We start from the raw sequence: 12,930 nt of genomic DNA, 5'->3' as shown, positions 1-12,930 counted from the left end.
ATATTTGTATGTATATACTCTTCTAACCCGCTTCATTGTACCAAACATTTGTTTTACGGGTCAATCCATCTATTTTCTAACTTTATGCAAACAAAATATTATATTACAATTGAAAATTCATATTTTTAACCAATAAAAATATCTTGTTCACTTTCCACTTTACGATGGAAAGCAAACAAGATTTTTTGTTACAACATATTTAAGAAACGATCAGAGACAACACCTGTATCGTCAGGTGTACGGCAAATAATTAAGCAAGTATCATCACCACAGATGGTTCCGATGATCTCATCCCACTCTAAATGATCAATAAGTGCTCCAAGTGAATGAGCGTTACCAGGCAATGTTTTTAGCACAAGCATATGTCCTGCCGTGTCTAATTTTACAAATGAATCCACTAGATTTCGTTTTAATTTTTGTAACGGGTTAAATCGTTGATCTGCTGGCAAGCTATATTTATAGCGCCCATCATGTAATGGCACCTTCACTAAGTGCAGTTCTTTAATATCGCGCGATACTGTTGCTTGCGTTACATTAAATCCCTCATTACGTAAAATATCAACTAATTCATCTTGTGTTTCAATTTCTTTGTTTGCAATAATTTCCCTGATTTTAATATGGCGCTGACCTTTATTCATACATTTGCACCTCACACTATCTCTTACCATAGTTTAAACATTGGTATACTTCACTTATTTATGTTAACTTATAATTCGTTTCTTGTACACAATTGTTTTTACAATCATTATACAATTACAGCAAAAAGAGGAACAACATATGTTATTCCCCTTTCCCTTTTTGTTTTAGAACTTCATGCGCTTCTGTAACAACTTGCTCTATAGAAATCGGAGAATGATTTTCGCCATTCTCACGTTCACCATGCCATTTCAGATGAATTAAAAATTCAATATTACCATCCCCACCCGTAATTGGTGAGAATGTTAAACCTTCCACATCATAGCCTTCTTTTAAAGCAAACTCGACAATCATTTCTACAACAGCTTCATGTACTTTTCTATCACGAACGATACCTTTTTTCCCAACTTGCTCTCTTCCAGCTTCAAACTGCGGTTTAATTAACGCTGCTACATCTCCGTTAGGCATAAGCATTGTTTTTAAAACTGGCAGTATAAGCTTTAATGATATAAATGAAACATCAATACTTGCAAATTGAGGTAAACCACGTTCTAAGTCTACTGGTGTCACGTAACGGAAGTTTGTTCGTTCCATTACAACAACACGCTCATCTTGACGTAATTTCCACGCTAGTTGATTGTATCCTACATCTAATGCATAAGATAATTTCGCTCCATTTTGAAGCGCGCAATCTGTAAAGCCACCAGTTGATGAACCAATATCTATCATAACTTTATCTTGTAAATCAAGATGAAATGTCTTTAATGCCTTTTCAAGTTTATAACCACCACGACTTACATACGGCATAACTTGTCCCTTCACCGTAATCTCAGTATCTTGCGAGATTTTCTCTCCTGGCTTATCAAGTCTCATCTCATTTGCATATACGAGTCCGGCCATAATGGCGCGCTTTGCTTTCTCACGCGTTTCTATAAGTCCTCGCTCTACTAATAGTACATCTACTCTTTCTTTTTTTACGCTCATTTGTTACGCCCTTTTTTGTTTTGATGGAATCATTGTATGAATACGGTCTACAACAGCATCTGTCGTTAAACCAATTTCTTCTAATAATTTTGTTACACTTCCGTGCTCTATGAAGCGATCTGGAATACCCATTCGTTCAACTAATGCACTATGGTAACCATTTTCAGATGCAAATTCAACTACTCCTGTTCCAAAACCACCGATTAAACAAGCTTCTTCAATCGTTAAAATCGGTATATTCTTTCCTAGAAGATCATGTAAATATGCTTCATCCATTGGTTTAATAAAGCGAGCATTCACTACTTTCACTGAAACCCCAGCTTTTTCAAGACGCTCAGCTGCTTCCATTGCCATTGGTATTGTCGTACCAAACGTTAAAATAGCTGCTTGTGTACCCTCTTTTAACGTCTCCCACGTACCGATTGGAATCGCCTTTAATTCTTCATCCATATGAACGCCAAGTCCATTACCGCGCGCATAACGCAATGCGATTGGTCCATCTTCATATTGCATCGCCGTATAAACTAAATGTTGACCTTCATTTTCATCTTTCGGCATCATAAGCACCATATTCGGCAAGTGACGTAAGAATGAGATATCAAATACGCCTTGATGCGTTTCACCATCTGCTCCTACTAATCCCGAACGATCTATTCCGATGAAAACATTTAAATTTTGGCGGCATATATCATGAACAACTTGGTCATATGCTCTTTGTAAAAATGTTGAATAAATCGCTAAGAATGGTTTCATTCCTTGCGTTGCCATACCTGCTGCCATTGTTGTAGCATGCTGTTCTGCAATACCTACATCAATCATACGATCTGGGAATTCTTTTTGGAATTTCTCAAGTTTTGATCCAACAGGCATTGCAGGTGTAATTGCTACGATACGCTCATCTGCTCTCGCTAGCTTAAGTACTGTTTCACTAACGACAGCACTCCATGCTGGTGCAACTTCTTTCGGCTTAACGAAGTCACCTGATTCAATTTTATAAGGTCCTGTTCCATGCCAAGTTCCAATAACGTCACTCTCAGCCGGTTTATAACCTTTTCCTTTTTTTGTAATAACGTGAACGAGTACTGGGCCTTTTGTTTTCTTTGCATATTGCAACGTTTCGAATAACTTTTCATAATCATGCCCATCGACTGGACCTAAATATGTAAAGCCTAACTCTTCGAAAAAGACACCAGATACTAGTAAATATTTAAGACTATCTTTTATTTTCTCTGCTGTCGCAGCCACTTTCCCGCCAACTGCTGGAATTTTCTTTAATATATACTCTAATTCATCTTTTACCCAGTGATATTTTCCTGCGGTACGTAAACGACCGAGCACATTATGAAGCGCACCAACGTTTGGTGCAATTGACATTTCATTATCATTCAAAATAACAATCATGTCTGTTTTTTCATGTCCAATATGGTTCAATGCCTCTAAAGCCATTCCGCCTGTTAAAGCACCATCTCCAATAATTGGTATAACATATTCTTTCGTTTTCTTTAAATCACGTGCCAGAGCCATTCCCATTGCAGCCGATAACGAAGTCGAGCTATGACCAGTTTCCCATACATCGTGCTCACTCTCACAACGTTTCGGGAAACCACATAGACCTTGATATTGCCTTAATGTGCCAAACTCTTTCGCGCGTCCAGTTAAAATTTTATGTACATAGGATTGATGTCCTACATCCCATAAAAATTTATCTTGCGGGCTATCAAATAATTTGTGCAGAGCAATTGTGAGTTCTACTACACCTAAATTAGGTGCAATATGTCCACCTGTTTGAGAGAGCTCTTCAATTAAAAACTTACGAATATCCTCACTCAATCCCTCTAGTTCACTGATAGACATATCTTTCAAAAAACTAGGGTTTTGAATTTGCGTTAGATCCACATGGATCACTCACTTTCATTTCATAATCTGTCAACATGTCAAATATTATAAAAAACATTTACACAAAACAAGAAATTCTCTTTTCTATTTTTCGTCTTGTCCCGCTATTAACCAGTCTATTGCGCCTTAATCCTATTATAAACCATATTTCTTTAGGCGATGAAAAAAATAGCCGCTAACACGAAGTGATAACGGCAATGTAATCTACATATATTTTTGCCAATAACAAGAAAAGAAAAACCTTTTCCTACATTTATATCATAAAATGATGAATGACTCAACAAATGAAAACGCTGTTATATTAGTTATTACGTTTTGCAATCAAATCGCAAATAGATAGTAAATATTCATCTTGTAATTGCAAGGAGCTAATCGCACCTTTTGCTTCTGCAATTGTTTCTTCTAAAATATCCTTTGCTCTATCTACAGTAAACAACGTCGTATATGTGCTCTTTTCATTAGAAAGATCACTACCAATCGGTTTTCCAATCTCTTCTTCAGTTCCTTCGACATCTAAAATATCATCTCGAATTTGGAAAGCTAGACCGATATATTTGGCAAACGTAAGCAACTTTTCTTCTTGCTCTTCTGTCGCATCAGAAAGTATCGCACCCGCAAGTACAGCAAATTCAAGTAGTTTTCCGGTCTTATGTTTATGGATGTACTCCAATTCATCAATCGTAAGGCGTTTCCCTTCCGCTTCCATATCTGCCACTTGTCCGCCAACCATTCCTTCTGGTCCTGCTGCTTTTGCGAGTTCAAGTACAAGTCTTACTTTTTTTTCAGCAGAAATTTCTTTTTGCTCATATGCCATAATAACTTGAAAAGCGTATGTCAATAAGCCATCTCCTGCTAAAACTGCCATCGCTTCACCAAATACTTTGTGATTTGTGGGCTTTCCTCTTCTTAAATCATCATCATCCATACAAGGTAAATCATCATGAACTAACGAATATGTATGAATCATTTCAAGAGCACAAGCTGCACCTACTCCAAGATTTCTTTCTTTCCCAAACGCTTGTAATGTTGCAAACAAAAGTAACGGGCGGAGACGTTTTCCACCCGCTTCCAAAGAATATGCCATCGCTTCACGAAGTACATTTGGACATTGTAATCCATTTGCATAGCTTACAAGTTTTTCTTCTACGAAAGTTTTACTTTCTTTCAAAAAAGTATCAAAAGCAATCGTCACTATGCTTCATCTCCTAAAGCAGTAAACGGTTCAAGCTCTCCATCTTCCCCAAGAATAACTGCCATTTGTTCTTGTACATTCTTCAACTTCTCATCACAAAGCTTAGATAATTCCATACCTTCTTTAAAATAAGAAATCGCTTCTTCTAAAGGTACGTCACCTTGTTCTAGCTTAGAAACAAGATGCTCAAGTTGCGAAATTGCCTCTTCAAAGCTTAATTTATTTTCCATTATTCAATTCACGCTCCTCTATGCCTGATACGCTACAATCTAGTATTCCATCTTGTAATTGAACTGAAACAGCATCTCCAAGGCTTACATCTTTCACACTTTTTAACACTTGCTTCTCTTCATCATATACAAGCCCGTACCCTCTCATCATTACTTTAAGCGGACTTAACGCTTCAAGTTTTTGAGCAGCTCTTACAAAGGCAAATTCTTTCGTTTGAAGTAACGTTTGCATTTCACGTTGTAATTGCTTTTGCAACGTTTCCACAGCTACCTTCGTTTGCATAATTTTTTGAGATGGGTGGTGCTTCTCTAAATAAAATGAAAGTTGCTTTAACTGATTCACCTTTTTATCAATATAGCGCTCTTTCGCTAAAACAAGCTGTTCTAGCGCTCTATCTAATTGCTCTTCCTTTTGCTCATATACTTGTCTTGGATAACGGAACGCATACGATTTTTGCAACACTTGTAGTTTTTCTTCTTTTTTATGTACTAACTCTCTCATTGCTCTTTGCAATCTCAGAGTTCTTTGTAATACCTTTTCTTGTAACTCTATAATGTTAGGTGCTGCCAACTCAGCTGCTGCGGTCGGTGTTGGCGCGCGTAAATCTGCAACAAAATCTGCAATTGTAAAATCTGTTTCATGGCCTACTGCCGAAATAATAGGAATTTCACTCTTAAAGATTGCTCTTGCAACCATTTCCTCATTGAAAGCCCATAATTCCTCAATAGAACCTCCACCACGACCAACGATTAGTACATCTATCTCTCCCATTTCATTCGCTGTACGAATCGCTTGTACAATCGAGGGAGCCGCTGACTCCCCTTGTACAAGTACCGGAAATACAATAACATTCCCAATTGGATAACGACGTTTAATCGTTGTTATAATATCACGAATCGCTGCTCCTGTTGGCGACGTAATCACACCTATTGTTTTAGCGTAAGGAGGAATCGCTTTTTTATAAACTTGAGAAAAAAGTCCTTCCTCTTCTAAACGAACTTTTAACTGTTCGTACGCTAAATGTAAATTTCCGACTCCGTCAGGCTGCATGTCTTGAATATAAATTTGATAAGAACCACTCGCCTCGTAAACAGAGATTTTTCCTTTCACGAGTACCTTCATCCCATTTTCAGGTTTGAATTTAATATTACGATTATGGCCCGCAAACATAACCGCTGCGATTCTTGCATTTTCATCTTTCAATGTAAAATACATGTGGCCACGGCTATGATTTTTAAAGTTGGAAATTTCACCTTTTAACCAAACAGACTGCAAATGCGGATCATATTCTATTTTTGTTTTTATATAGCGTGTTAACGCTGTAACGGTTAAATATTGCTTCTCCATTTCTCTCTCCTCATAGCCGACTCAAATTATTTACAAACGACACCTGCACGTTTGGCAGATTCAACAGTATTATGAAGAAGCATTGTGATTGTCATTGGACCAACACCCTTTGGCACAGGTGTAATGTAACCCGCAACATCTAACACGTTGTCAAAGTCAACATCACCACAAAGTTTTCCTGTTTCTAAACGGTTAACACCAACGTCAATTACAACCGCCCCTTCTTTAATATAATCCGCTGTTATCATTTTAGGTCGTCCAACAGCTACGATTAAAATATCAGCTAACTTCGATAACTCTTTCATATTTTGCGTCTTAGAATGACAATATGTGACAGTGGCATTTTCATTTAAAAACAATTGCCCCACTGGTTTACCGACAATATTACTTCTTCCAATTACTACTACATGTTTTCCAGAAATATCAAGATTTGTTTCTTTTACTAATTCTACAATACCATGCGGTGTACATGGAAGGAATGTATCTTGTCCCGTCATCATACGTCCCACGCTGATTGGGTGAAATCCGTCTACATCCTTTTCTGGTGAAATTCTTTCAATGATAGCTTTTTCTTCAATATGTTTTGGTAAAGGTAATTGCACTAATATGCCATTAATACGGTCATCGCCATTTAAGCGATCGATTTCAGCAAGCAAACGTTCCTCAGTAATTGTTTCAGGAAGTTCAATTAGCTCTGAGTAAATCCCTACTTGTTCACAGCCTTTTTCTTTTCCTTTCACATAAGAACGAGATGCTGGATCTTCTCCAACTAAAATAACTGCTAATCCTGGTACAATACCTTGCTCTTTCAACTTCACAACTTCTTCTGTTAATTGTGCTCGTTTTTTCTCCGCAACTTCATTTCCTTTGATGATTACTGCTACCATTTTAAGATTCCCCCTTAAAGAATTTACAGTGTATCTTTTATATTAGATAAAACGCCGTTAATAAAACGACGAGATTCCTCATCCCCAAATGTTTTAGCAATTTCAATTGCTTCGTTAATTGTTACGTTGTGTGGAATTTCTTCCATGTATTTCATTTCATACACAGCTACACGTAAAATACTGCGATCAACAATACTAATACGCTCAAGCTTCCACTTTTTTAAATTTTGACGAATCGCTTCATCGATTGCTTCTTTATTTTCTACAAAACCTACTACAAGTGACTCTAGAAACTCATTTGTTTCTTCGCCTTCATCTAGCGTGTTTTCCACTGCTACTTTCGGTTCTAATTCACCTGTAATATCCATTTGGTATAATGCTTGCATTGCTCTTTCTCTAGCCGTCCTACGTTTCATTGTAACTCTCCTTTATGCTTCAAGTCTTTCCTTATACTTTGTTATATTATTATAATTTATAAGCCGTCAATTCACTTACTCTTACAGTTTTCATTGATTTTCCAACCTTATAATACAATGATAATAACACAATTTATCGTTTCACACACGGGTTACAAGGCTGAAAAATAATAAAAAGATTAACTTCAAGTTCCATATCTTATCACAATGTACGTTTTTTGGAAAAACGACACATTTTCTTGTTTATTTCTTATTTTTTGAAATAGTATAATAATTAGAGGGTTGTAATTTGTGAAGAAATGAAACGATAAAAAAGATGCCTATGTTACTAGGCACCTTTTCATTCTTACACTGGTTCGATTTCTGTTTTTTGTGTTTCGAATGTTACGCCAACGATGTGAACATTCACTTCTTTTGGCTCAAGTCCTGTCATTGTAAAGAGTGCTTGGCGAATATTGTCTTGAATCTTTTGTGCAACAACTGGAATTGCTACACCAAAATACATTACAACATAAAGGTCAACGATAATATCTTCGTTTGCTAATTCAACCTTTACACCTTTACCATGATTTTTCTTACCTAACTTCTCAACAACATCTGTAGCAAAATTACCGCGCATTGCCGCTACACCTTCTACTTCAGCAGCTGCAATACCTGCAATTACTTCAATTACTTCTGGTGCAATTTCTACTTTACCAAGAGTTGTATCTTGACCCATATCTAACATATGTTCAGCCATGAAAAAAACCTCCTTTAATGTATCACTGCGTCACAAGTTCATGCTCTTCCAAAAATTTCGTATTAAACTCACCTTTTACAAAATCAGGATGATCTAGCAATTGCAAATGGAACGGGATTGTTGTATGTACGCCTTCAATGACAAATTCACTAAGTGCGCGCTTCATTTTTGCAATTGCCTCTTCACGTGTTTTTCCGTGAACAATTAATTTAGCAACCATCGAATCATAGAAAGGTGGGATTGAATATCCCGGATATACAGCTGAATCGACGCGAATACCAAATCCTCCTGGTGGTAAGTACATTTCTACTTTACCTGGAGATGGCATAAATTTTTTGGCAGGGTTTTCCGCATTAATTCGACATTCAATTGCCCAACCATTAAATTGTACTTCTTCTTGCTGTAACGATAACTTTTCTCCTGAAGCAACAAGAATTTGTTCTTTAATTAAGTCCATTCCTGTTACCATTTCAGTAACCGGATGCTCAACCTGAATTCTCGTATTCATCTCCATGAAGTAAAAGGTTTTCGTTTTATATTCATAAATAAACTCAACCGTACCAGCACCTGTATAATCAACCGCTACCGCCGCTTTAACTGCCGCTTCACCCATCTGCTTGCGAATCTCTTCATCAAGTGCAGGTGATGGACTTTCTTCTAATAGTTTTTGCAAACGGCGCTGAATTGTACAATCACGCTCTCCTAAATGAATGGCATTTCCGTGTGTATCTGCCATTATTTGAATCTCAACATGGCGGAAATCTTCAACGTACTTTTCTAAGTATACACCAGGGTTCCCAAAAGCGGTACTAGCTTCTTGCTGTGTAATTTGAATTCCTTTTATAAGCTCTTCTTCATGGCGTGCAACACGAATACCTTTTCCACCGCCACCTGCAGTCGCTTTAATAATAACTGGATATCCAATTTGATTAGCAAGCTCAATTGCTTCTTCGGTATTTTTAATAATCCCTTGTGAACCTGGTACAATCGGAACCCCTGCTTCTTTCATTGTATCACGAGCAACGTCTTTTGTGCCCATCTTTGAAATAGCTTCTGGACTTGGACCGATAAAAATCAAGTTACATTCACGGCATAACTCTGCGAAATCTGCATTCTCTGCTAAAAATCCGTATCCCGGATGAATAGCATCGCAGCCTGTTAACTTCGCAACGCTAATAATGTTTGTCAAATTTAAATAGCTTTCTTTCGAAATCGTTGGTCCTACACAATACGCCTCGTCTGCAATCTGTACGTGAAGTGACTCTTTATCTGCTTCTGAATAAATTGCAACTGTTTCAATATCCATTTCTTTACAAGCACGAATAATTCGTACAGCAATTTCCCCACGATTGGCTATTAATACTTTTTTTATCATCACAAAGACTCCCTTATTACGCTTTTACAAGAAATAGCGGTTGTCCATATTCAACAAGCTGTCCGTTATTAACAAGAATTTCAACAATTTCGCCCTCTACATCAGCATCAATTTCGTTAAATAACTTCATAGCCTCGACAATACATACGATAGAATCTTTCGATACTCTATCCCCAACACTTACATATGGAGGTGTATCAGGCGAAGAAGAAGAATAGAATGTACCTACCATCGGTGATGTGATTTTATGTAGGTTTTCATTTTGAACAACCTTCTTCTCTTCTTGTTTTGGCACTTCTGCTTGCGCTGCTGCTACTGTCGTTTCAACTTCAACAGGCGCTACTGGTTGCATAGCTTGTTTTGCTGCAGGTGCTTGCACAGCAACAACTTCATTACCACGCTTTTTCATTTTGATTGTTGTACCGTCTTTTTTGTATTCAAATTCATCAATATTAGAGCTATCAATTAATTTAATTAATTCACGAACTTCTTGAATTTTAAACATGTAAAATCCACTCCCATACTCTTGTTTGTCCCGTTTTTACAGATTCTCGTCACGAAAACTAGATTGACTGTAAAAATACGATGTACTCTATTAGAAAATATATTTCATTAACTAATAGAAATATTTACTATTTCCATCTTACGATAAATTTTTTAAACATTCCAATTTATATTTCTTTATAATAAATCGAAATTCCTGTAAAAATATTATTCCAATAAAAATTTAATACCTAGTAATAATACCAAGTTTCACATGAAATTGGCAAGACCACTTCTTAAAAAACATTCACTACTTTTGCAAAACGTTACAAAGCAAACATGCCATTCCCTCCTCACTCTTCACCACACCTATAGTCAATAACATATTTTTACCAAATATTATTTTTTTGTTTACACGCCGTTCATCATTCCTTCATATAAGAATAGTATGTTCAAAGTGTAGAAAATATATTGTGTTGAGGTGTGGAAATATGATATGGCTCATTCTCTTTTTACCTGCCGTAATCGTTTGGGCATGCGTTCTTTTCATCCACGTCAAATCCGGAAAAAGTAATCATCAGTACCATGAACCATTAATCTTTTACTCACAACGTGTTTCTCCATTCCGAGTTGAACATAGTAAAAATAATTACAAAGACGACATAGAAAAAAGCTATCGAAAATGATAGCTTTTTTCTATTCACACATTTACTTACATACTCTATTTTACTATTTGCATATCCTTTGCTTAGTAAAAGATAATAATCCGCAGGGAAATCCCTACGGATTAAAGTTTCACTTATTTCGCTGGTGGATCAAATTTCACACCTACATCTTTTGATCCGCCTTCACTTCTTACAAGTTGAATAATTTTATTTGCTTCTTTCTGTGAATGTTTTGCCGCTTTAACCGTTACTCTAATATCAGTGCCATCAGCTCTTACAAGAGCATCTGGATATCCTCCTTGAGATTTAATTACTGTCTCAAGTAATTCTTGCTTCGTTTCCATTGTCGTAATGGCATCAAAATTTTCTTTCGCTTTATTCTTTTCTGTTGCTGAAGCTTTTGTTGAACTCATCACTTCTTGTAATTTTGCTTTTTGTTCACTACGCTGATCTTCCATTTGCATACGTAAAGCTGTGAAATTCTCATCACTTGATTGAACTGATACATTGCCCTCTTTTTTACTTGTTTCTTTTTTTGCATTTTCTTTTTTGTCTGTTTCTTTATTTGTTGTTTCCTTGCTTGTATTTTCTTTTTTCGGAGTTTCTTTAGGCGCTTCGTTTGTTACTGCTTTATCAGTACCTTGTTTTTCTTGTCCAATCTTTTCACCTGTTGCCGGCGATGCTGTATTCATTTTGTCAGGAGTTGTCACGTAATACACAGATAGTACAACAACTAAACTTAACATCGTTAATAACCAAACTGTTTGTTTTTTTAACACTTTATTTCCTCCCTATCAATTTTTCGGTGAAACTGAAACGCGATGGGCCGGTACATCTAGCAGCCTTATCACAGCTTCTTTTACCATTGCTTTAACTTGTATATTATCCACTCCCTTTGCTACGACAAGAACACCACGTACTTTCGGCTTCTCTGTTCGTAAAACAACAGGAGTTTCTTTATCCCCTTCACGTATAATGACAGTCTTTTCATCAAGAGACTCGTCCTCTACTTCTCTCTTACCGCCTGTTTTATCTGTTTCACCTGTTGTTTGTGAGCGTTTCACTGTATTTTTTTCTAAAATTTTTTCTTCAGATGAATCTAAATTCACTTTAATCGTTACGTCTTTTACTCCTGCTATTTCTTCTAAAGCAGTTTTTAATTCTTGTTCATACGCTTTTTCATATTTTTCTACATTTGACATATTATCATTATTTTTTTGTCCAAAAGTTGGTACATCTTTTTCCTGGTTTTGAGTTTTTTGTTCTTTAAATACAGGTACTTCTTCTTTTTTACTTGAAAAAAAACTACTAGAAAACATAAGCAAAATTCCAAGTATGAGTAGGACAAGTAAGAACTTAGGTGTTACCTTTCTTCCCTTCTCATTACTTTCTTTTTCATCTCCATTCAATAAGTTTCGAAAAAATGAGAACTTCGAATTTTTATCTTTATTGTCCATTTACTCTACCTGTCCTCCCTTCCATTTGAACTTGGATTTGTTTATTCTCTAGTTGCCACCTGCTTGAAAAGAAGTCTTTCATTTCTACATTCGTTTCCTCTACTTTTTTCAGTGGTTCTTTCGTGTTAATTTCAACTGGTTTTACTGTTTCGATTGCATCATTTTTACTACGTTCTTTTTCTTTTAACGTCACAACAACAGATTGAATATCTTTCGCTGCCTTTACTTCCGCTGTGCTTTCCGCTGCGACTATTTGTATTTCAGAGACTGACATACCATACTGTTTCTCAAACTCTTTTCCTACTTCTTTTTTCATTTTGGTAGCCATCTCTTCTAAACTATATGCACGTGTTAGAGCTTGTATTTCTTTTTTCTTCGAATCTATTGAATTTTTTACAGATCCTTCTGCTACGTACTTTTCTTCATTAAAATTTGCAATTACTTCATTTACATCTGTCTGCAATAGTTTAAAAAGGGGTGTTAAAATTAATACGACTAACAAAAGACTTACAACGAATTTAACGTATTTTTGCAAATTCGAATTTGGAAGAATAAGATGAAGCATTGTCGCTAAGAGCAAAAAAACGATAATATTTCTGATCCACTCTGTAACAAATTGCAT

General features: G+C 36.2%; 15 protein-coding genes. 1 reads left to right on the top strand and 14 read right to left on the bottom strand.

Annotation, left to right across the window (positions count from 1 at the left end):
* Nucleotides 1-188 precede the first annotated feature (188 nt).
* From argR to accB, 11 genes are all read right to left on the bottom strand, one after another.
* Nucleotides 189-638 carry an arginine repressor ArgR gene (gene argR, locus BLT20_RS06395; protein ID WP_001032580.1) on the bottom strand — a complete coding sequence of 150 codons (450 nt, stop codon included), beginning with the start codon at nt 636-638 and terminating at the stop codon, nt 189-191.
* 142 nt (nt 639-780) lie between these two features.
* Nucleotides 781-1,620 carry a TlyA family RNA methyltransferase gene (locus tag BLT20_RS06390; protein ID WP_000111878.1) on the bottom strand — a complete coding sequence of 280 codons (840 nt, stop codon included), beginning with the start codon at nt 1,618-1,620 and terminating at the stop codon, nt 781-783.
* Between the two features lie 3 nt (nt 1,621-1,623).
* Entirely contained in the window at nt 1,624-3,516 is a 1,893-nt protein-coding gene (gene dxs, locus BLT20_RS06385; protein ID WP_000366452.1) for a 1-deoxy-D-xylulose-5-phosphate synthase, read from the bottom strand.
* Nucleotides 3,517-3,817: 301 nt separating this feature from the next.
* A complete protein-coding gene (gene ispA, locus BLT20_RS06380; RefSeq protein WP_000150380.1) occupies nt 3,818-4,708 on the bottom strand; it encodes a (2E,6E)-farnesyl diphosphate synthase in 891 nt (296 codons plus the stop codon).
* Nucleotides 4,708-4,938: an exodeoxyribonuclease VII small subunit gene (gene xseB, locus BLT20_RS06375; RefSeq protein WP_000428423.1), complete on the bottom strand. Its 231-nt coding sequence runs from the start codon at nt 4,936-4,938 to the stop codon at nt 4,708-4,710. Before xseB ends, ispA begins: the two co-directional genes overlap by 1 nt.
* Nucleotides 4,928-6,286: an exodeoxyribonuclease VII large subunit gene (gene xseA, locus BLT20_RS06370; protein WP_000415249.1), complete on the bottom strand. Its 1,359-nt coding sequence runs from the start codon at nt 6,284-6,286 to the stop codon at nt 4,928-4,930. The genes xseB and xseA overlap by 11 nt, the downstream gene beginning before the upstream one ends.
* A gap of 26 nt (nt 6,287-6,312) precedes the next feature.
* Entirely contained in the window at nt 6,313-7,173 is an 861-nt protein-coding gene (gene folD / locus BLT20_RS06365) for a bifunctional methylenetetrahydrofolate dehydrogenase/methenyltetrahydrofolate cyclohydrolase FolD (protein WP_000226732.1), read from the bottom strand.
* Nucleotides 7,174-7,196: 23 nt separating this feature from the next.
* A complete protein-coding gene (gene nusB, locus BLT20_RS06360) occupies nt 7,197-7,589 on the bottom strand; it encodes a N utilization substance protein NusB (RefSeq protein ID WP_000830247.1) in 393 nt (130 codons plus the stop codon).
* Between the two features lie 346 nt (nt 7,590-7,935).
* On the bottom strand, nt 7,936-8,328 hold the full coding sequence (locus BLT20_RS06355; RefSeq protein WP_000807630.1) for an Asp23/Gls24 family envelope stress response protein: 393 nt from the start codon (nt 8,326-8,328) through the stop codon (nt 7,936-7,938).
* A gap of 22 nt (nt 8,329-8,350) precedes the next feature.
* Nucleotides 8,351-9,703: an acetyl-CoA carboxylase biotin carboxylase subunit gene (accC, locus tag BLT20_RS06350; protein ID WP_000592871.1), complete on the bottom strand. Its 1,353-nt coding sequence runs from the start codon at nt 9,701-9,703 to the stop codon at nt 8,351-8,353.
* Nucleotides 9,704-9,719: 16 nt separating this feature from the next.
* Nucleotides 9,720-10,208 (bottom strand): acetyl-CoA carboxylase biotin carboxyl carrier protein, encoded by a 489-nt coding sequence (gene accB, locus BLT20_RS06345; RefSeq protein WP_000472866.1) that lies wholly within the window; start codon nt 10,206-10,208, stop codon nt 9,720-9,722.
* A 469-nt stretch (nt 10,209-10,677) separates the two neighbouring features.
* Between accB and BLT20_RS06340 the strand changes: the two genes are divergently transcribed.
* Nucleotides 10,678-10,872, top strand: coding sequence for a hypothetical protein (locus tag BLT20_RS06340; protein WP_002179810.1), 195 nt, complete (start codon nt 10,678-10,680; stop codon nt 10,870-10,872).
* 113 nt (nt 10,873-10,985) lie between these two features.
* Here the strand turns inward: BLT20_RS06340 and BLT20_RS06335 are convergent, their stop codons facing one another.
* Genes BLT20_RS06335 through spoIIIAF form a run of 3 tightly spaced genes read right to left on the bottom strand, consistent with a single transcriptional unit; the run spans nt 10,986 to nt 12,930 of the window.
* Complete coding sequence (locus BLT20_RS06335) at nt 10,986-11,630, bottom strand: SpoIIIAH-like family protein (RefSeq protein WP_000914710.1); 645 nt, start codon at nt 11,628-11,630, stop codon at nt 10,986-10,988.
* Nucleotides 11,631-11,645: 15 nt separating this feature from the next.
* A complete protein-coding gene (spoIIIAG, locus tag BLT20_RS06330; protein WP_000368880.1) occupies nt 11,646-12,308 on the bottom strand; it encodes a stage III sporulation protein AG in 663 nt (220 codons plus the stop codon).
* Entirely contained in the window at nt 12,298-12,930 is a 633-nt protein-coding gene (gene spoIIIAF / locus BLT20_RS06325; RefSeq protein ID WP_001161046.1) for a stage III sporulation protein AF, read from the bottom strand. Before spoIIIAF ends, spoIIIAG begins: the two co-directional genes overlap by 11 nt.

The organism is Bacillus sp. cl96, assembly GCF_900100505.1.
Classification (GTDB): Bacteria; Bacillota; Bacilli; order Bacillales; family Bacillaceae_G; genus Bacillus_A; species Bacillus_A cereus.
Note: the sequence above shows the minus strand (reverse complement) of the source record. Positions and strands in the feature narration are given on the sequence as shown.